The organism is Arthrobacter sp. LjRoot14 (assembly GCF_964253905.1).
Taxonomy (GTDB): Bacteria; Actinomycetota; Actinomycetes; order Actinomycetales; family Micrococcaceae; genus Arthrobacter.
In genome coordinates this window covers 3,312,570-3,332,595 of record NZ_CAXURL020000001.1, presented here as the reverse complement: position 1 = coordinate 3,332,595, position 20,026 = coordinate 3,312,570, and the positions used below count along the sequence as shown (strand labels likewise).

The 20,026-nt window shown below is 65.2% G+C and carries 14 protein-coding genes; 11 read left to right on the top strand and 3 right to left on the bottom strand.

The features are described 5' to 3' along the window. Positions 1-53: 53 nt before the first annotated feature. The 4 genes from groL (at position 54) to ACSQ12_RS14970 (ending at position 5,053) form a co-directional block, all read left to right on the top strand. Positions 54-1,664, top strand: a complete 1,611-nt coding sequence (gene groL, locus ACSQ12_RS14985) for a chaperonin GroEL (RefSeq protein ID WP_209743204.1) — start codon at positions 54-56, stop codon at positions 1,662-1,664. Between the two features lie 215 nt (positions 1,665-1,879). Next, entirely contained in the window at positions 1,880-3,517 is a 1,638-nt protein-coding gene (locus ACSQ12_RS14980) for a LuxR C-terminal-related transcriptional regulator (RefSeq protein ID WP_436065913.1), read from the top strand. 94 nt (positions 3,518-3,611) lie between these two features. Next, a complete protein-coding gene (locus ACSQ12_RS14975) occupies positions 3,612-3,959 on the top strand; it encodes a hypothetical protein (protein ID WP_436065912.1) in 348 nt (115 codons plus the stop codon). Then, the gene (locus ACSQ12_RS14970; protein ID WP_436065911.1) at positions 3,956-5,053 is read left to right on the top strand and encodes a flavin-containing monooxygenase; all 1,098 of its coding nucleotides are present in this window, start codon (positions 3,956-3,958) and stop codon (positions 5,051-5,053) included. The genes ACSQ12_RS14975 and ACSQ12_RS14970 overlap by 4 nt, the downstream gene beginning before the upstream one ends. Positions 5,054-5,066: 13 nt before the next feature. On the opposite strand, the gene ACSQ12_RS14965 is transcribed toward ACSQ12_RS14970, so the two are convergent. Then, a complete protein-coding gene (locus ACSQ12_RS14965) occupies positions 5,067-6,035 on the bottom strand; it encodes a DUF389 domain-containing protein (RefSeq protein ID WP_436065910.1) in 969 nt (322 codons plus the stop codon). A gap of 216 nt (positions 6,036-6,251) precedes the next feature. On the opposite strand from ACSQ12_RS14965, the gene ACSQ12_RS14960 reads away from it, so the two are divergent. The 6 genes from ACSQ12_RS14960 (at position 6,252) to ACSQ12_RS14935 (ending at position 15,946) form a co-directional block, all read left to right on the top strand. After that, positions 6,252-8,306, top strand: a complete 2,055-nt coding sequence (locus ACSQ12_RS14960; RefSeq protein WP_436065909.1) for an acyltransferase family protein — start codon at positions 6,252-6,254, stop codon at positions 8,304-8,306. Beyond that, positions 8,303-10,351 (top strand): acyltransferase family protein, encoded by a 2,049-nt coding sequence (locus ACSQ12_RS14955; RefSeq protein ID WP_436065908.1) that lies wholly within the window; start codon positions 8,303-8,305, stop codon positions 10,349-10,351. The genes ACSQ12_RS14960 and ACSQ12_RS14955 overlap by 4 nt, the downstream gene beginning before the upstream one ends. Positions 10,352-10,550: 199 nt before the next feature. Next, positions 10,551-12,062 (top strand): IMP dehydrogenase, encoded by a 1,512-nt coding sequence (gene guaB / locus ACSQ12_RS14950; protein WP_011692718.1) that lies wholly within the window; start codon positions 10,551-10,553, stop codon positions 12,060-12,062. Between the two features lie 126 nt (positions 12,063-12,188). Further along, positions 12,189-13,541 carry a hypothetical protein gene (locus ACSQ12_RS14945; protein ID WP_436065907.1) on the top strand — a complete coding sequence of 451 codons (1,353 nt, stop codon included), beginning with the start codon at positions 12,189-12,191 and terminating at the stop codon, positions 13,539-13,541. 97 nt (positions 13,542-13,638) lie between these two features. Beyond that, on the top strand, positions 13,639-14,046 hold the full coding sequence (locus tag ACSQ12_RS14940; RefSeq protein WP_436065906.1) for a hypothetical protein: 408 nt from the start codon (positions 13,639-13,641) through the stop codon (positions 14,044-14,046). 40 nt (positions 14,047-14,086) lie between these two features. Beyond that, positions 14,087-15,946, top strand: coding sequence for an ABC transporter ATP-binding protein (locus tag ACSQ12_RS14935; RefSeq protein WP_436065905.1), 1,860 nt, complete (start codon positions 14,087-14,089; stop codon positions 15,944-15,946). Positions 15,947-15,950: 4 nt separating this feature from the next. Here ACSQ12_RS14935 and ACSQ12_RS14930 read toward each other — a convergent pair whose 3' ends face one another. Further along, positions 15,951-16,487 carry a hypothetical protein gene (locus tag ACSQ12_RS14930; protein ID WP_436065904.1) on the bottom strand — a complete coding sequence of 179 codons (537 nt, stop codon included), beginning with the start codon at positions 16,485-16,487 and terminating at the stop codon, positions 15,951-15,953. A gap of 162 nt (positions 16,488-16,649) precedes the next feature. Continuing rightward, entirely contained in the window at positions 16,650-18,578 is a 1,929-nt protein-coding gene (locus ACSQ12_RS14925) for a S8 family serine peptidase (protein ID WP_436065903.1), read from the bottom strand. Between the two features lie 220 nt (positions 18,579-18,798). On the opposite strand from ACSQ12_RS14925, the gene ACSQ12_RS14920 reads away from it, so the two are divergent. Continuing rightward, complete coding sequence (locus ACSQ12_RS14920; protein WP_209743215.1) at positions 18,799-19,935, top strand: GuaB3 family IMP dehydrogenase-related protein; 1,137 nt, start codon at positions 18,799-18,801, stop codon at positions 19,933-19,935. Positions 19,936-20,026: the final 91 nt, after the last annotated feature.

Here is a 20,026-nt window from a genome sequence, read left to right as displayed (position 1 = left end):
TTCATGTCTGACAGGTCAGCGGCGCGGGGTTTCTGTCTTGAAAGGACAAAACCATGGCAAAGCAGCTTGCGTTTAACGACGCTGCCCGCCGGTCGCTTGAAGCCGGCATTGACAAGCTCGCCAACACGGTCAAGGTGACGCTTGGTCCGCGCGGCCGCAACGTCGTGCTGGACAAGAAGTGGGGCGCTCCCACCATCACGAACGACGGCGTGACCATCGCCCGTGAAGTCGAACTGGACGACCCCTACGAAAACCTTGGCGCTCAGCTGGCCAAGGAAGTCGCCACCAAGACCAACGATGTTGCCGGCGACGGCACCACCACCGCCACTGTGCTGGCCCAGGCACTGGTCAAGGAAGGCCTGCGCAACGTGGCGGCTGGCGCCGCCCCGGGCCAGATCAAGCGCGGCATCGAAGTTTCCGTCGAAGCCGTTGCCGCCCGCCTGCTGGAGAACGCCCGTCCGGTCGAAGGCTCCCAGGTTGCGAACGTTGCAGCCATCTCCGCCCAGAGCGATGAGATCGGCGAGCTGCTGGCCGAGGCTTTCGGCAAGGTCGGCAAGGATGGTGTGATCACCATCGAGGAGTCCTCCACCACGCAGACCGAGCTGGTCCTCACCGAGGGCATGCAGTTCGACAAGGGCTACCTGTCCCCGTACTTCGTCACTGACGCGGAACGCCAGGAAGCAGTGCTCGAAGACGCCCTCATCCTGATCAACCAGGGCAAGATCTCCTCGGTGCAGGAATTCCTGCCCCTCCTGGAGAAGGCGCTGCAGAGCTCCAAGCCGCTGTTCATCATTGCCGAGGACGTCGAGGGCGAGGCCCTGTCCACGCTGATCGTCAACCGCATCCGTGGCACCCTGAACGTCGTGGCCGTCAAGGCTCCGGGCTTCGGCGACCGCCGCAAGGCCATGCTGCAGGACATCGCCACCCTGACCGGTGCACAGGTTGTCTCCCCGGAACTCGGCCTCAGCCTTGATTCCGTTGGCCTCGAGGTGCTGGGCACGGCCCGCCGCATCACGGTGACCAAGGACAACACCACCATTGTTGACGGCGCCGGCACGGCCGAGGACGTAGCGGCACGCGTTGCCCAGCTGCGCGCAGAGCTCACCCGCACCGACTCCGACTGGGACAAGGAAAAGCTCCAGGAACGCCTGGCCAAGCTGGCCGGCGGCATTGGTGTCATCAAGGTTGGCGCAGCCACCGAGGTGGAGCTGAAGGAAAAGAAGCACCGCATCGAGGATGCAGTATCCTCGACCCGCGCTGCCCTTGAAGAAGGCATCGTTGCCGGTGGCGGCTCGGCCCTCATCCACGCCCTGAAGGCACTGGACGAGGACCCTGCAGTCACCGCCCTCGAAGGCGACGCAGCCTCGGCTGTGGGCATCGTGCGCCGCGCACTCGTCCAGCCGCTGCGCTGGATCGCCCAGAACGCCGGTTTCGACGGCTACGTGGTGACCGCCAAGGTTGCCGAGTCTGCAGTCAACCAGGGCTTCAACGCCAAGACCGGCGAATATGAAGACCTCATCGCTGCCGGTGTCATTGACCCCGTCAAGGTGACGCGCGCAGCTCTCCGTAACGCCGCTTCCATCGCAGCGCTGGTTCTCACCACCGAGACCCTCGTTGTTGAGAAGCCGGCCGACGATGACGAGCACGCAGGCCACAAGCACTAGCTTCCAGCCAGCGCCACAAAGGCCGGCCCGGCCGGACGGTTTCCAGAAACCATCCGCGCCGGGCCGGCTTTTTGGTGCCCTCCTGCATGCCGTTCCCCGGCCCTTTGCAGGTGCTTGTGCCCCCGGCATCCCCGGCGTACCGTGGCGCTTAGAGCAACCGTGGGCGCTCAGGGACGGGCCCGGCCACAGGGCCGCCGGATCCGCGGGGAGGCATCATGGCAACGTCTGAAGCCGGTCTTGACCGGGGCCGTTCCGCCTTCGAGGGGCATCGCTGGACCGAGGCCATCGAACAGTTCCATGACGCCGACCGGCGTGGCGCGCTTACAGCGCCCGATCTCGAACGCCTGGCCACAGTGGAAATCCTGACGGGCAAAACCGACACGGGAATCGACAACCTCACCCGCGCGCACGAGGAGTACCTCGTTGTCGGCGACGTGCCGGGTGCGGCGCGCTGCGCCGGGTGGATCGGCATGCATCTGATGAACACGGGCCAGATGGCCCGCAGCGCCGGCTGGTTTGCACGCGCCGGACGGCTGGTTGCTGAACTGAACGAGCCCTGCGTGGTGGAGGGCATGCTGCTGCTTCCTACGGCTCTGGGCATGCTGTATGGCGGCAACCCTGAAGGTGCCAACCGGGTCTTCGCGGACGCCCTGGCTGTCGGGGAACGGTTCCAAGACCGGGATCTCATCTCCCTCTCCTTGCTGGGCAGGGGCCAGGCCAGCCTGATGCTCGGTGATACCAGCGGCGGCATTCGGCTCTTTGACGAGGTGATGGTCGCAGTGATCGCCGGGGAGGTCTCGCCGGTGCCCTCGGGCATCATCTACTGCGCCGTCATCGGAAACTGCCACCTGGCCTTCGACCTGCGCCGCGCCCTGGAGTGGACTGCCGCGCTGGACCGCTGGTGTGCCGGACGGCCGGACATGGTCCTGTTCAGCGGCCAGTGCCAGGCCCACCGCGCCGAACTGTACCGGCTGCACGGGGCCTGGGATGACGCCATCAGCGCAGCCAAGGACGCGCAGCGCCTGTCTGCGGCAGGGGACTACCATGCGCTTTACGGCGGCTACTACCAGCAGGGCGAAGTGGAGCGTCTGAGGGGTGATTTCGCGGCGGCGGAGGAATGCTACCGCCAGGCCGGGCGCAGTGGTTATGAGCCCCAGCCAGGACTTGCCCTGCTGAAGCTTGCCCTTGGCGACATCCCCGCCGCGCGCGCCCTCATCCGCCGGGCGGCCGATTCCGCCGACCTCGCCACCCGCCGCCACCTGCTGCCGGCGCTTGTGGAAATAGAGCTGGCCGCGGGGGACACCGCGGCGGCCAGGCGGTCCGCGGACGATCTGGCCGCCGTTGCGCAGGACTGCGCGATGCCGATGGTGCAGGCTGCCTCCTGCCAGGCCGGCGGCGCCGTCCTCATTGCCGAAGGAGAACCCGCCCGGGCGCAGCCGGTCCTGCGACGGGCGTGGATGCTCTGGCGGGAACTGGGCGTTCCGTTCGAGGCAGCACGCTGCCGGGCCCTTGTGGGCCGGGCCTGCCGCGGATCCGGCGACGACGATGCTGCAGAGATGGACTTCGAGGCGGCCCGCGCGGAGTTCCTCGCCCTCGGCGCAGCCCCGGCGGCTGCCTGGACCTCGCTCGAACACACGCCGGTGCACAACAAAGACGCCGGACCCCTCACGCCGCGCGAGATCGAAGTGCTGCGGCTCGTCGCGGCGGGAAAGGCCAACCGCGTGATTGCCGCTGAGCTCTACCTGAGTGAAAAGACTGTTGCCCGGCATATCAGCAACATCTTCCTCAAGCTTGGACTGCGGTCCAGGGTGGCCGCCACCAGGTACGCCTTCGACCACGGGCTCGCCGGGTAGGTTGCCGGCTGCATACAACTACCCACGCGTGGCCCGGGCAAGATGCATAATTCTGCCGACGCGGACCATGCGGATGCCGACCTAGTGTCGAACTATGAACCTTCCCGTCCTGGCCGGTACGTGCTCCACCGTGCTGTTCGCCCTTGGCATGCTGCCGATGCTTCTCAAAGCGGCGCGGACCAAGGACCTGGCGTCCTATAGCCTCAGCAGCCTGGTCCTGAGCAATGTGGCCAACGCTGTGCACTCCGTGTACGTCTTCCACCTGCCGGCCGGCCCCATCTGGCTGCTTCATGTCGTGTACGTTCTGGCGTCCGCGCTGATGCTCGTGTGGTGGCTCCGCTACAGGAGCGAATCGCACGGTCGGGATGCGCGGCGGCCGGGAACCGCCTGGGACGGTTCATCCAATCAATCCGCAGCGGCTGAACAGGAGGCAGCGCAATGAACACCATGAACGACGGCGGGTCGGGTGGCATGCTTGACACGCTGGTGATCGGAGGGGGACAGGCCGGCCTGGCCATCGGCCACTACCTCAAGCGCCAAGGCCGGAGGTTCCTGATCCTGGACGCGAACCCGAGGATCGGAGATGCCTGGCGGCAGCGCTGGGACACGCTGAGGCTGTTCACTCCCGCAAAGTACGACGGCCTGCCCGGCCTGCGATTTCCGGGCGACGGGTTGTCCTTCCCGACTAAAGACGAGCTGGCGGACTACCTTGAAGCCTATGCCGCCACTTTTGAGCTCCCCGTCCGCACCGGCACCCGGGTGGAGAAGTTGTGGCGCGAGCAGGGACGGTACGTTGCCGCGTCGGACGGAAAACGATGGGAGGCAGGCAACGTCGTTGTGGCGACCGGTTGCACGCAGGCGCCCAGGCTGCCGGACTTTGCGCCGGCCCTCGCGCCGTCGACTGTGCAGCTCCACTCCAGTGAATACCGGAACCCGGGCCAGCTCCAGGCCGGCCGTGTCCTGGTCGTGGGGCTGGGTAACTCGGGAGCGGAAATTGCCCTTGAAGTGAGCCGGACACACCACACAGTGATAGCAGGGAAGCCGGGCGGCGAGCTGCCGGTGCGGCACGGCAGGGCCGCGGCCCGTTTCGTCCTGCCGGTGGTGCGGTTCGTGGGGCTCCACGTGCTGACGCTTGACTCGCCAATTGGCCGTAAAGCCGCACCACTGAAACTGGCGCACGCGGACCCGCTGGTCAGGACCAAGAGCAAAGACCTGGCTGCCGCCGGCGTCGAACGTGTGCCGCGGGTGACCGGTGTGCAGGATGGACGGCCGGTGGTGGCGGGCAGACCCCTCGATGATGTGTCCAACGTCATCTGGTGCACCGGCTACCGGGAGTCCTTCGACTGGATCGTGTCGCCCGTGTTCAACGGTGACGGCCGGCCCAGGCAGCACCGCGGCATGGCGCTCGACTTTCCCGGCCTGTTTTTCCTGGGGGAGGAATTCATGTACTCAGCGGCTTCGGCCACCCTTCCCGGCGTATGCAGGGACGCCCGCTACCTTGCCGGAAAGATCCCGGCCACGACGTCGCCGGCCTAGGCGGCCCGCGAAACTAGCCCCGGGCACGCAAGGCCTGTCGCCGCAGCCGCCGGGCCATGCCCTCCGGCAGCCGCTTGGTGATGATCCGGTAGAAGAGGAGGACGGCAAGCGCAGAAACCACAATGCCCACGAGATTCAGAAGCAGCTGAAGCGCAGACCCCGCCGCTTTCTGGTACTCGCCCAGGACCAGCGCGACGGCGACGAACCCGGCGGCTGGAACGGTGGTCACCGAAATGAAGACCCCGATCAGTGCGGCCGAGCGCCGGCTGATCATGGAGAGCATTCCGGCGGTACCGGCCAGCACCGCAACGATCAGCGAGTAAGGCCCCGGATGGTAGATGAATTCGACGGCTGACCCGGTGTCGAGGGTGTCGGCAGGAAAGAGCCCCAATGGGACTGACAACCAGGCCGTCAGGGCTGCCAGGAGCATTGCTACGGGAAAGCCGACACCCAGAGCCAACGCGGCGCTGCGTCCCAGCTTCCATTTGCGCTGCGCCAGGGCGACAGCCAGGGCAGCCAGCGGCCCGAACTCCGGCCCGACGGCCATGGCCCCGACGATGGCAATGGTGGAATCGGTGACGATCCCGATCGCGGCCAGCTGCGTGGCCAGGACGAGGAAGGCCAGATAGCTCCACGTGAGCCGCGAATCCTCGCCTGTCTGGCGGGTCACCTCATCCCAGATCATGGCGTCGGCCCCGTCGCCGGGCGCTGCTGCTTCAGCCCGGTCGGCACGCCGGGAGAGCATGAGCTCCGGCATGGAAATGGCGATGGAGCCCACCTCCTGGACGTTCAGGGCATGCAGCTTTTCCAGCAGCTCCTCGACCGATTCCCTGGCCACATGGACCACCACCACATCCCCGGGCGGCTGGATGGACGCTCCTTTGTGCACGGCCACTTCCGCCGCGCCGGTTTGCTGTGTGCAGCTTTCCACGACCAGGTCGGAGAGCTCCGCGGGTATGCAAATGCGCACCTGAACGATCACTATGGCCACTCCTCCGTGTTTTCCGGTTCCGCGATCCGGCGTCGGCACCAGCCTAGTTTCCCTGCCGGCCCCTAACCGCCGCCTTCCTCTGGAAACTCCCAGCTTGGGGTGCCTTAATGGGATGCGGGGGTTCTTCTTCGCCTGGTCGGCGATTGGCTAACAAGGTTACGTTTCGGTAACATGGATGCTTTGGTTATCCGCTTGAGGGGTTTTTCTATGTCCATAGCGAGAGCCCTGGCCTCGCCGCGCCGAAGTGGCGCCGGTACTGAAGCGAGCCGAAAATCGAAGTTCAGGCCGGAAATCCAGGGCCTGCGCTCGCTGGCCGTGCTGATGGTGGTCAGCTACCACGTCTGGTTCGGACGGGTGTCCGGCGGCGTTGACGTGTTCCTGCTGATCTCGGCCTTCCTCATGACGCTGCAGTTCGTGGGCAAATATGAGCAGGGCCGCCCGATGGCACTGTTCAAACATTGGCTGCACCTCTTCCGCCGACTGTTGCCCGCCGCTGTCACGGTGATATTTGCCATCCTCGCCGCGAGCTTCATCTTCCTGCCGCGCACACGCTGGCTGGACGTGATTGCCCAGGGCTGGGCATCCCTGTTCTACATGGAAAACCGGCTCCTGCAGACGCAGGCCGTCGACTACTACGCCACCGACCACAGCCTGGCCAGCCCGTTCCAGCACTTCTGGTCGCTGTCCATCCAGGGGCAAGTCTTCATTCTGTGGCCGCTGATCTTTGCCGCGGCAGCACTGCTGGCCAAGCGTTACCGGCTGCATTACCGGATCCTGCTGTGCTACATCTTCGCCGGCGTCTTCCTGGTGTCGCTGACCTACTCGATTATCTTCACCCTGACCAACCAGGCGCAGGCCTACTTCGATACCGGCGCCCGGCTGTGGGAATTCGCCCTCGGAACACTGGTGGCACTGATCCTTCCGGGTCTCCGGATACCCCGGACGGGGCGCATAGCCCTTGGCTGGCTGGGCATTGCGGCCATGTTGAGTTGCGGGATCCTGCTCAACGTCCAGGCGGCGTTCCCGGGAGTGGCGGCCCTGTGGCCCACTCTTGCAGCCGCCTGCGTCATCGCTGCCGGCCAGACCGGGAGCAGGTTCGGCGTTGACCGGATCCTGAGCTCCGGGCCGCTGGTCCGGTTGGGGGACAACTCCTACGCCCTGTACCTGTGGCACTGGCCGATCCTTGTCATTTCCCTCGCGGCGACGGGCCGCGACCACGCCGGTCCGTTGTCCGGCACGGTCATCATCGTGGCGTCGATGGGCCTCGCCTATGTCACCACCAGGTTCATCGAGAAACCCTGGCGTGAATGGGCATGGCCCGAGGTCAACCGCCGTCGCGCGTTGATTGCCGTCGCTGCCGCAGTGGCCACCGCGTCCGTTCCGCTCGCCGGGTGGCAGTTCCAGATCAGCAGCGCCACTGCTGCCGCCGCGAGCCAGGCCTGGGCGAATAACCCGGGTGCGCGGGTGCTTGATCCCGGCTACGTCGACGCTGCCGACAAGTCCGCGCCCCTGCTCCCCAGCCTCACCACCGTGGCGGATGACTGGCCGAAGTTCCAGGGCGGCTGCACCACCAACGACGCCGAACTCACCAACCTTTGCTCCAACGGCAAGGACGACGCGGAGAAATCCATTGTGGTCATTGGTAGCTCGCACGCCCATGTCTGGTCGACACCGCTGCTGAACCTCGCCGACAAGTACGGCTGGAAAGTGGAGACCATCACCAAGGGCTACTGCCCTGTGACGGATACCGCTGCTCCTGAGCTCTCCGAAGGCTGCCTCGACTTCAACAAGGACACGGCCAAGAAGGTCCTGGAGATGAAACCGGACCTCGTGGTCACCACCAGCACGCGGACGGACCCGAATCCGAACAAGACGGAATTCATGGACCCGGCGTGGGTTCCGGAGATCAAGGGAATCAACGACGCCGGCATCCCTGTCGTCGCGCTCCGGGACACACCCCGCATGCCCGAGGCCGTTCCGGACTGCCTCGAGCGCAACAAGGACAACTATTCGGCGTGCGCCGCCAAGGCAGCTGACAGTTATCAGCCGGCGTCGCCGGACGCCGGGATTGCCGGTCAGGTGCCGGACACGAAGTTCCTCGACTTCAGCCGTTTCTTCTGCCAGGGCGACACCTGTCCGGCGGTCATCGGCAACGTGATGGTCTACAAAGACGACAACCATGTCACCCGGACCTATATGGACAGCATCACCCCCTACTTCGAGAAGGAGTTTCTGGCAGCAACCGGCTGGAACAAAGAATGACGACGACTCCCGCGACGACAACCACGAACAAGGCAGCCAGGAAGGAGGGGTACCGCCCCGAGGTCCAGGGCCTCCGCGCCCTCGCAGTACTCATGGTGGTCACGTACCACGTCTGGCTGGGCCGGGTGTCCGGCGGCGTGGACATCTTCCTGCTTATCTCCGCGTTCCTGCTCACCCTCTCCTTCGTGCGGAAGGTGGAAAGCGGCAGCCCGCTCAAGCTGGTCAGCCACTGGCTGCACCTGTTCAAGCGGCTGCTGCCTGCCGCCGTCGTCGTTATCCTGGGTGTCCTCGCCGGCACCTGGGCACTTCTTCCGCAAAGCCGCTGGCCGGACGTCCTGGACCAGGCCTGGGCCTCACTGCTCTACCGGCAGAACTGGCTGCTGGCGGACTCGGCGGTTGACTACTATGCCCAGGACCACTCCGGCGCGAGCCCCCTGCAACATTTCTGGTCACTGTCCATCCAGGGGCAGGTGTTTATCCTGTGGCCCCTGGTGTTTGCCGGAATAGCCGTGCTGCACCGGGTCCTGCGCAGGCCCGGGATCAGTTTCCGCCTGCTGCTGGCCCTTGCCTTCGGCGTGATCTTTGCGGCCTCGCTGGCTTTCTCCATTGACCAGACGGCCACCAACCAGGCCTACGCCTACTTTGATACCAGGACCAGGCTGTGGGAGTTCGCACTGGGCTCCCTTTTGGCTCTCGCACTTCCTTACCTGAAGCCGGGAAAGCTCCTTCGGGTCATCCTGGGCTGGGCGGGCGTGGCGGCCATGGTGTCCTGCGGCCTGCTGCTGACAGTGGACCGGTCGTTTCCCGGTTTTGTGGCACTGTGGCCCACGCTTGCGGCGGCTGCAATCATTGTGGCCGGCCAGAGCGGCAGCCGCTTTGGTGCCGACCGCCTCCTGAGCTGGAAACCCCTCGTGTCACTCGGCGACAACTCCTATGCACTGTACCTGTGGCACTGGCCGCTGCTGGTCCTGGCCCTCGCCGGCACAGGAATTGTCTCGCCCAACCTCGTCCAGGGTCTTGCGATCGTGGCGGCCTCCGTGGTGATGGCCGTCCTCACCACCCGGTTCGTGGAGAAACCGCTGCGCGAATGGCACTGGCCGCAACGTCGGGTCTGGCGTAACGCCGTCGTGATTGTGGCGTGCGGAGCCCTGCTCGCCGGGCCGGTGTCACTGTGGCAGACCAAACTGACCGCCGAGGAAGCAGCCGCCGCGGCACAGCCCAGGGAACTGACGCCGGGCGCCGCCGCACTGACGCCCGAAAACGCGGGCAAGCCAACGCCGGAGGCCAGGATCATTCCGGCGCCGGCTGCCATGAAGAATGAGTGGGCGGATATCGACGGTCTCTGCACCGACGGCAATGTGCCCGGTGATCCGCTGCTCTCGGGCTGCCTGCAGAACAGCAAGCCCGACGTTGTCACCAAGCGGATCGTGGTGCTGGGCGACTCTCATGCACAGCAGTACATGGCAGCCCTGGGTCCGATCGCCAAGGAGCACGGCTGGGAAGTGGTCACGCTCCTCAAGGGCAGCTGCCGCTTCGGTGCGGAGTCGGCCGAGCGCGATGCTGAGTGCAACGCCTTCAATAAGGCCAGTGCCGCATACGTGCTTGAACACAAACCGGATGCCGTATTCACAGTCGCGTCCCTCACACACACTGAGGCGCCATTCGAAACCGAAGTCCCCGGCTACCTGGAGGGCATCAAGCCGTTCACGGATGCCGGAATGGACGTCGTCGGCGTGCGCGACAATCCGCGGTTCGGGTTCAACATGCCGGAGTGCGTGCAAAAGAGGGGCGCCGCCGCGGAGGAATGCAATCCGCCGCTCGGTGAATCGCTCGCCGACTCGTCACCGCTGGACCAGTACCGCGGCAAGGTGGCCGGCCTCCACCTGATGGACATGAGCGACTTCATCTGCGCGGACGGAATCTGCCCGGCAGTGGTGGGCAACGTCTATGTCTACAAGGACGACAACCATCTGACCAAAACGTATGTGCAGAGCATGATTCCCATGTTCGAGCAACGGCTGCTGGCCGCCACCGGCTGGACCTAAGCCGGCGTGACCTGCGGGCAGGTGCGGTTGCTCACATTACCGCCGCGGAATATGGGGATTGCCGCCGAGGTTCTAGAATTTATTCAACACTTCCGCACCAAGGCACCACCATCTGCACAGGCCAGTCCCGTAATGACGGGCTGGTCATCAGCTGCAACCCCTACCCGTGAACCCCGGAATTAAGGTAAGAGGCGCACTCATGACCCAGCCCGAACACAACCCGTTCGGCTTTATCGGCCTGACCTACGACGACGTCCTGCTCCTGCCCGGACACACCGACGTCATCCCGTCAGAAGCAGACACGTCCTCGCGCATCTCCAAGCGCATCACTGTCCAGACGCCGCTGTTGTCCGCTGCCATGGACACCGTCACCGAGTCCCGCATGGCCATCGCCATGGCGCGCCAGGGCGGCCTGGGCGTGGTCCACCGCAACCTGTCCATCCAGGACCAGGCCGATCAGGTGGACCGTGTGAAGCGCAGCGAATCCGGGATGATCACCAACCCGCTGACCATCGGGCCGGAAGCTACCCTGGCTGAACTGGACGAAATCTGCTCGCACTACCGCGTGTCCGGCCTGCCGGTGGTGGACGAGGGCATGCGGCTCCTCGGTATTGTCACCAACCGCGACACCCGCTTCGTGCCGGAAGCGGATTTCCCCATCCGCCTTGTCAGCGACGTCATGACCAAGATGCCCCTGGTCACCGGGCACGTGGGCATCAGCCGCGAGGAAGCCTCGCACAAGCTCGCCACCAACAAGATCGAAAAGCTTCCGCTGGTTGACGACCAGGGCCGGCTCAAGGGCCTCATCACCACCAAGGACTTCACGAAAGCCGAGCAATACCCGCTTGCCACCAAGGATGACGAAGGCCGGCTGCGCGTCGGCGCCGCCATCGGCTTCTTCGGTGACGGCTGGGAACGTGCCATGACCCTCGTTGACGCCGGCGTGGACGCCTTGTTCGTGGACACCGCCAACGGACACTCCCAGGGCGTACTGGACATGATCCGCCGGCTGAAGTCCGACCCCGTGGCCGCGCACGTGGACATCATCGGCGGCCAGGCTGCCACCCGCGAAGGCGCCCAGGCGCTCATCGACGCCGGCGCCGACGGCATCAAGGTGGGCGTGGGCCCGGGCTCCATCTGCACCACGCGTGTAGTGGCCGGCGTGGGCGTACCGCAGATTACCGCCATCTACGAGTCCGCGAAGGCGGCCATCCCGGCCGGCGTCCCGCTGATTGCCGACGGCGGCCTGCAGTACTCGGGCGACATCGGCAAGGCGCTGGTTGCCGGCGCCGACACCGTGATGCTCGGTTCCCTGCTGGCCGGTTGTGACGAATCACCGGGCGAGCTCATTTTCGTGAACGGCAAGCAGTTCAAGAGCTACCGCGGCATGGGTTCCCTTGGAGCAATGCAGACCCGCGGAAAGAACACGTCCTACTCCAAGGACCGCTACTTCCAGGCCGACGTCTCGGGCGACGACAAGCTGATTCCGGAAGGCATCGAAGGCCGTGTTGCCTACCGCGGCCCGCTGGCATCCGTTGCGTACCAGCTGGTGGGCGGCCTCCGCCAGACCATGTTCTACACCGGTGCTCCCACCGTTGCCGAGCTGAAGGCGCGGGGCAAGTTCGTCCGGATCACGCCGGCCGGCCTCAAGGAATCCCACCCGCATGACATTCAGATGACGGTGGAAGCCCCGAACTACGGCTCACGCTAGGGCCGCCGGTCCGCCAGTCCGCCGGTCCGCCAGTTCGAAGGGGATGGGGAGTCTTCCCCATCCCCTTCGGACTAGTGAGTCTGTATATTCGATGGAGTAAATACTTCACCGGCCTTGGGGGATGGTTTGGCAGGCGGATTCCACGGGGCCGATGTGGCGCAGCTGAGACAGCTCGCCGCCACGATGCGGTCGGCCGGGCGGATGCTTGACGGCCAGCGGCTTGCCTTCAATGCCGGCGTGGTGGGAACCCCGTGGCCCGGTCCTGATGCAGAGAGGTTCCGCCAGGACTGGAAAGGGAGCCATAGCCGCTCGATGGGGGCAGCAGCCTTGTTCCTTGACCAGGCCGCGGACGCACTGCTGCGCCAGGCAAACGAGCAGGACTCGGCCAGCTCGGCCGCCGGAGGTTCTGCGGTGTCAGGGCCGTCCGGCGGCAGCTCCGGAACGCCCGGCCCGGGGGATATCGCCGGCAAGTCCGCCTCCGAAGTCCGGGACTGGTGGCTGAGTCTCACCGACGCCCAGCATCAGGACTTCATCCGGGACCACCCGGGCCTGGCGGGGAATACGAACGGCATACCGTTCAATGCGCGGGTCGAGGCCAACCGACTGAACGCCCAGGAACGGATTGTCTGGCTCGAAACAAAGGATCCGGAACCGGAATTCAACCCCTGGAACGTGGATTCAACCTATCCGGTGCGTTTCGCCGCCGAGCACGAGGCCTGGCGGGAACGGCAGTCCGGACTGGAGTATCTCCAGCAGGCGGTCGCCGGGAAAATCCAGCTCGCGGCCTATGACCCCGATGAACAGTCCATCGTGGAACTCATCGGCAGCTTTGACGAGCACGCGACCTCGGTGATCACGTATGTTCCCGGCACCACCACCAACGAAGCGTCGTTCTATGGCGGCGGCCCGCAGCAGCTGGCCAACCGCTTTGTCGAGGCGGACAAATCGGGCGGAACCGCGGCGTTCGTGTACAAAGGATCGGAGTTTCCCGACGGTGGCTTTGTTGAGGCATTCCTGGTGGAGGCCAAGAGCGATGAGTTCGTGGCCGATTCGGCACCAGTCCTGCGGGCCTTCCAGGACGCTGTTGACCTTGAGCTGCCGTCCGGGGCCCAATCGGTGGGCATGGGCCACAGCTGGGGACTTCGGAACCTCACCGGGGCGGAGACTGAAGGAGCCCACTTTGACAAGCTCATTGCCCTGTCCGGCGCTGCCATGCCTCCTGGCTGGGAGCCTGACCCCGGCACCGACTATTCCAGCTTCACCTACCCCGATATCCTGCTGACCGCCGAAGCAAACGGGGTCGTGGGGGAGAATTACCCGATGAAGGAGCCCGCGTTTGAAAAGCACGTTTATGAGCCGCCGGGGGGCTTCGGATGGACGGAGGCTTACAGCATCGACAACCACAGCCTCATCGCCACCACGGATCCCTGGAATGAGAAGGCCATCAACGACGTCCGTACGGAACTCCGTGATCGCTAGGGCCGGACGCGGGTGGACAACCGCCTGGCGGGTAGCCGGGGCAACAGCACTCACTGCAATGATGGCCTCATGCGGGCAGGCCGGGAACGGAAAAGACATGGACATCAGCCTCGAATCAGCCAAATCCAAGGTCATGTCGATGGAACAGGAAATCGTGGCGCTGCTGCCCGAAGACGCGGTCCTGTCAACGTGGGCCAACGACACCTCAAGCCTGCTGCGTTGCGAGGGCGATCGGAAAAAATGGGCTGGTGATGCCGAAGCCGAATTGATGCCGGGAGTGGACCGCGACGGGTTCCTCGATAAGGTGGCCGCTGCAATGTCCGGACGGGCAGGGTGGAGGGTTTCAGAAGACAGGACCTTAAGCGGGGATCGGTCGCTCGATCTCCTGCACGAGGACGGCACCCATCTGTTGGTCTCCTTCGAGGAGCCACCGGAAACGCTTCGTATTGCGGGCTACAGCGCATGCTTTGATCTCCCTGAATACCAGTACGGTGAGAAGTACTGACCCTGCCGCCAGGCCGTTGCGGCAGCACTAGGCTGGAGGCATGTCCCAACCACGCCATCCCGCCGAACTGAACCCGAAAAGGGACGCTCAGCGGCGGCTGGCCGTGCGGCCCTACGCCCGTGCCGTGGCGCAGGTATTGCGGGTCAGCTTCCGGGCCTCGCCCGCCGCCGTCGTAATGAAGGTGGTCGGCTCGCTGATCTCGGCGCTGCTGCCCCTGGTCACCACCTACTTTGCCGCGCTGACCACCACCGCGCTGGCTGCCGCGTACGCCGGTGACGCCGCCGAGGGGCAGCGGGCGATCGTCTACGTCATCATCACCGCCGCGCTGGGTCTCTTCTGGGGCGCCTTCAGCAGTGTGGACCGCTACATCCAGCAGCTCATGAGCTTCAGGGTGGGTGCCATCGTGGGGGACCTCATGTACGAGCGGTTCCTGGCACTCGAGTTCTGGCGGTACGACGACAAGGAAACGGTGGACCTGTACGACCGCGCCAAGCGGTTCTCGGATTCCTATGCCCGGGTCCTGGACCGGATCGCCGCGATCTTCACGCAGCTGGTCTCGGTGATCCTGGCGGTCGGAGCGCTGCTGCTGGTGAGCTGGTGGATCGCCGTGATCGTCCTGGTGGCCATCGTCCCCAGCGTCTACCTGCAGTTCAAACTCTCGCGTGAACAGATCGCCCACTGGAACACGCAGGTGGATTCCCGCCGCCAGCGCCGCATGATCGAAACCAACCTCCTCCGCCCCCAGCACATTGCCGAGATGCGCCTGTACGGGATCGTCGGGTACCTCATGGGACTTCGTTCCCGCCTCCGGGACGCCGACGAGAAGCGGCGGCTGGATTTCCAAAAGCGCTACATCCCCAAGCAGCTCGCGGCTGATGCCCTGCAGTACGGTGCTGAGGTTGTTTCGCTGATCTGGGTGGTGGGCCAGATCATCGCCCGTGCCCAGCCGGTGGGCCAGTTCCTCTACGTCCAGCAGATCGTCAGCAGGGCGCTGTCCACGGCGAACAACCTTGTTTCCTCGCTCAGCTCCATCGACGAGGACCTGGCGAACCTGAAAGACTACGAGCTCTTTATGGCGTTGCCGGTTCACTCCGAGCACGCCCCGCCCCTGTTGCAGGCGCCGAAGACCGTGGAGTTGAGGGATATCCGGTTCACGTACACAGGAAGCGACATCGAGGTGATCCGCGGGATCACCATCACCATCCGCGAGGGCCAGCACATCGCCATCGTGGGGGAGAACGGTGCCGGCAAGTCCACCCTGATCCGGATTCTCGCCGGGCTCTACCGCCCGGACTCGGGCCAGGTGATGCTCGACGGCGTGGACCTCGCCGCCGTCGACGTGAAATCCTGGCACCGTCATCTGGCGGTACTAAGCCAGGAATTCCTCAAGTATGAGTTCGCCACTGCGGCGGAGAACATTCTCTTTGGCGACGTCGATTCGCCACGTGACGATGAGCGGATCCGGCGGGCGGCGTCCGACGCCGAGGCCCTTGAGTTCATCAACAAACTGCCCAACGGCCTGGACAACCACGTGAGCAACTGGATGGAGGATCCCCGCGGGCGCAAGGGCAGCGGGCTGAGCGGCGGCCAGTGGCAGCGGCTCGCGATGGCCCGGAACTTCTACCGGAACGCCTCCTTTATGGTGATGGACGAGCCGACGTCGGCGATTGATGCCCTCGCCGAACACCGGATCTTCACCAGGCTCTTCGCCGACCGCAGCAGCACCATCATCGCCATCAGCCACCGGCTCGCCACGATCGAAAAAGCGGACGTCGTCTACATGCTCGAAGACGGGCGGATCGTTGAGCAGGGCACCCACAAGGAACTGGTTGCCCTCCGCGGAAGGTACTTCCGGATGTTCGAATCCCAGCTGGTTGTTGACGAAGCCGAGGGGTTCTGACAGGTCATCCGGACCGTCCCCAGCGGCGTTCGAGCCACCGGGCGTACAGTTCGGCACTGTTCGTCATGAGCCGGCGGGTATATGCCAGGCCTGCGGCCACCCCCAGCGGTAGCGTTATGAGCATTCCCAGGATGGGTAGCGTTTCCGGCCAGCCGCCCTTGGGCGTGAACAGCACAAGGGCAGCAATGCCCAACGCGCTGGCGACCAGGAAGGTCCGTATCATGCCAGGAGTGGTCCTGATACCCTGCTCCACCCGGGGGACGTCCGAAGCCGGATTGGGAGCCTTGCGCGTAAACCGCGGCCACGCTGTGAAGACCCAGCCCAGGGACGCGAAGACTGCGCCAAGGACGGCCATGGAGATGCCTGGTTCCGGGCTTTGACCAAGGACCACAGCGACTCCCGCATTTACTGCACCGGAGACCGCCAACACTCCGGGATACCACCAGGCGGAGAAAACCCAGACACGGCGCTGAGCGAAGCCGAACGCCGTCGCGCGGGGATCCCTGGCCGTGTCCGTCATGCCCGCACGTCCTGGCGCCATGGTGTCCCCCATATTGTCTGTGCCGGCGATGCCTGCCTGCGGTTTGTCCGTCCAAACTATTCCATGAATTGACGTCGTGCGACGGGGACATGTCCCCACGCAGGAACCGCCGGCCGCGCAGGAGCGCGCGGCCGGCGGTTCATGCGTTATCCGAGCAAAGAGCTAGGACGTGGTCACAGCGGTGTCATCGAGGAAGAAGTACGTGGACAGTGACGAATCCTCGACACCCAGGAAGCGCAGTGTCACGCTCTTGCCCTTGTAGGCGGAAAGGTCCAGCTGCTTCTGCACGTAGCCGGTGGACTTGTTGAGGTTGGAGTACGTGGCCAGCGTGGCGGTGGTGCCGCCGCTGATCACCTGGACTTTGAGGGTGTCGTAGGCCGAGCTGGCGGTGGTTTCGTCGGACTGCACCTTCAAATAGAAGGACAGCGAGGCGGCGGACACAGAGGAGGGGACTGCGAATGCCTGGTCCAGCTTGTAGGACGTCGCCTGGCCCCAGCCGTTGAGTCCTGCGAAGCGGGAGCCGGTCCGGGCGTTCGTTCCGGTTTCGAACGTGTCGGCGTGGTCAGAGGTCCATGAGACGGCGCCCTCTTCGAAGCCGGGGTTCAGCAGGAGATTGCCCGACGGCGGGGGAGTGGTCCCGCCCAGCAGTCCCATGGTCCTGGTGGCGTCGGAGAGGCCGGCGCCGCAGCCGGTGGTGCAACCGCCCGGCATGGCGCGGGTTCCCTGCTTGAGCGTGGATTCGACCTGGGCCGGGGTGAGGGATGAGGTCTTGGATTTCATGAGTGCGGCGAGCCCGGCCACGTGCGGAGCCGCCATGGAGGTGCCCTGGTAATTGGCGTAGCCCGCAGAGGACGGCGTGGTGGTGCCGGTGTTGATGGTGGAGAGGATTCCGCCGCCGGTCACCCTGACGTCTCCGCCCGGCGCAGTCAGGTCAACCGTGGCACCGTAGTTGGAGTAGTAGGAAAGGCTGCCGCTCGGATTGCTCGCAGCCACGCTCACAACGTTGTTGCAGTTCGCCGGGCGGAAACCGGAAGCATCCTGGTTGCTGTTGCCGGCGGCAACCACCACGGTGGCTCCCCGCGAAACCGCGGAATCGATGGCCGCCTGGTAAGTAGTGCCGCAGGAACCGGACCCGCCCAGGCTCATGTTGATGACCTTTGCCGGGTTGGCGTTGGCCGGGATACCCGAGACGGTTCCGCCGGCTGACCAGATGATTGCGTCGGCGATGTCGGACAGGGAACCGCCGCACTTGGCGAGGACGCGGACAGGGACCACTTTGGCATTGGGTGCCACGCCTGCCACTCCGGTCGCGTTGCCGGTCACGGCTGCCACGGTGCCGGCCACGTGGGTGCCGTGCCAGGAACTGTTGCCCGCCGTCGTCTGGCCGCACTCGCCGGTGGCGTACCAGTCGCCCTGGTCCTGCGCGTTGGCATCGCGGCCGTTACCGTCCCGCGCAGCGGTTGCGTCGGAGACAAAGTCGTAACCGGGGAGCACATTGGCGTCCAGGTCGGGGTGGGCAGTGATGCCGGTGTCGATCACGGCCACTGTCACGCCGGTGCCGGTGGCGACGTCCCACGCGCCGGGAATCCGCATGCCGTTCGTCGCGGTGAAGTCCCACTGCTCGCCATAGCGCGGGTCGTTGGGTGTGAGCGCCACGGTCATCCGCGCGTCGGGCTCGACGGATTCGACCGCTCCCGAGGCCGCAATCCCGGCCATGAAGTCCTCGGCCGCCTGCCCGGCCAGGGCCTTGTCCGCCTCGATCAGCGTTCCGCCGGTAGCCAGGGTGCGGACTTCCTTCACTGTCATGCCCTGCGCGTTGGCTGCCTTGCCCCAGGCATTGGCGCGGCCGTTCGGCGTGGAGTTGGCCGCGCCTTCCTTGTAGTCCACGATGAACTTCGTATAGGCCTCGCCCGCGGCCACTGCCTGCACCGCCGGGCTCTGGACCGCGGCGGCTCCGGGGCCGGAACCGTCGCCGGTTCCGGTGGTGGCGAAGACCGGTGAACTCGCGAAGGCCAGGGTCCCGACTGCTGCCGCGAGCGACAGGGCCAGTATGCGATGGCGCCTGATTGGTGCACTTGCTGCTTTTGCCAAAAGGAGCTTCTTTCTCGGATCGGGCATAGGTGTGGCCCGGATGGTGGAGTGATGGACGGTCACGTGGTGGATCAGGTGGTAACCGAGAGTAAACGTAAAGGTATTTTCACAACTTGTAAATGGTTGACAAAACCTGTCAATAAAGTGTGGACTATCAGTTTCCCTGACGACGGCGGGGAGTCGCCCCGCCGTATCCCGCGTGGTCAAGTAAAGTGGTCACGTGACTTATGAGATTGAGATTGGCCGTGGCAAGCGTGGGCGTCGTGCCTACTCCCTGGATGACATCGCGATCGTCCCCAACCGTCGGACGCGTGATCCCAAGGACGTTTCGGTCTCGTGGCAGATAGATGCCTACAAGTTCGACATGCCGGTCATCGCCGCGCCCATGGATTCAGCGATGTCCCCCGAGACAGCCATTGCCCTGGGCCGCCTCGGCGGACTGGGCGTGCTGGACCTCGAAGGACTGTGGACCCGCTATGAGGACCCCCAGTCGGTACTCGACCAGATCGGGGCGCTGGAGGACGAGACCAACAGCCCCGCCGTCACCCGCCGGATGCAGGAGCTCTACCAGGCGCCCATCCAGCCGGAACTGATTACGTCCCGCCTGGCCGAAATCCGTGCCGCCGGTGTGACCGTTGCCGGCTCGCTGACTCCGCAGCGCACCCAGGAACACTACAAGACCGTCGTGGCCGCCGGCGTGGACATCTTCGTGATCCGTGGAACCACGGTGTCCGCCGAGCACGTCTCCAAGGACCATGAACCGCTGAACCTCAAGCAGTTCATCTACGAGCTCGATGTTCCGGTGATCGTGGGCGGCGCCGCCGGCTACACCCCGGCCCTGCACCTCATGCGCACCGGTGCCGCAGGCGTGCTGGTGGGATTCGGCGGCGGTGCCACCACCACAACGCGCCGTGCGCTGGGAATCCACTCACCCATGGCTTCGGCGATTTCCGACGTCGCCGCCGCCCGCCGCGACTACATGGATGAGTCAGGCGGCCGTTACGTTCACGTGATTGCCGACGGCGGCATGGGATCGTCCGGCGATATCGTCAAGGCCATCGCCATGGGCGCTGACGCCGTGATGCTCGGCAGCGCCCTGGCGCGCGCCGAAGAAGCGCCGGGCAAGGGCTGGCACTGGGGCCAGGAGGCGCACCACCTGGAGCTGCCGCGTGGCGACAGGGTCAACGTCGGCACCGTGGGTCCGCTGGAAGAGGTCCTCTTCGGACCGGGGCACCATACCAGCGGCACGTCCAACCTGATCGGCGCCCTCCGCCGCTCCATGGCGACCACCGGCTATTCGGACCTGAAGGAATTCCAGCGGGTCGACGTCGTCGTTTCCCCCTACTCCGGAAACTGACAAGGCCGGAACTGAGCCGGTCCCGGCCCCCGGGACCGGCAGCAAATTGAACCCTGCCCATCCGCAGGCCTAGGAAGTAGGCTGGTGACCT

Bases quoted from the DNA above. Each gene is read 5' to 3' on its own strand.
- groL (WP_209743204.1), top strand. From the start codon at position 54: ATGGCAAAGCAGCTTGCGTTTAACGACGCTGCCCGCCGGTCGCTTGAA.
- ACSQ12_RS14980 (WP_436065913.1), top strand. From the start codon at position 1,880: ATGGCAACGTCTGAAGCCGGTCTTGACCGGGGCCGTTCCGCCTTCGAG.
- ACSQ12_RS14975 (WP_436065912.1), top strand. From the start codon at position 3,612: ATGAACCTTCCCGTCCTGGCCGGTACGTGCTCCACCGTGCTGTTCGCC.
- ACSQ12_RS14970 (WP_436065911.1), top strand. From the start codon at position 3,956: ATGAACACCATGAACGACGGCGGGTCGGGTGGCATGCTTGACACGCTG.
- ACSQ12_RS14960 (WP_436065909.1), top strand. From the start codon at position 6,252: ATGTCCATAGCGAGAGCCCTGGCCTCGCCGCGCCGAAGTGGCGCCGGT.
- ACSQ12_RS14955 (WP_436065908.1), top strand. From the start codon at position 8,303: ATGACGACGACTCCCGCGACGACAACCACGAACAAGGCAGCCAGGAAG.
- guaB (WP_011692718.1), top strand. From the start codon at position 10,551: ATGACCCAGCCCGAACACAACCCGTTCGGCTTTATCGGCCTGACCTAC.
- ACSQ12_RS14940 (WP_436065906.1), top strand. From the start codon at position 13,639: ATGGACATCAGCCTCGAATCAGCCAAATCCAAGGTCATGTCGATGGAA.
- ACSQ12_RS14935 (WP_436065905.1), top strand. From the start codon at position 14,087: ATGTCCCAACCACGCCATCCCGCCGAACTGAACCCGAAAAGGGACGCT.
- ACSQ12_RS14930 (WP_436065904.1), bottom strand. From the start codon at position 16,487: ATGGCGCCAGGACGTGCGGGCATGACGGACACGGCCAGGGATCCCCGC.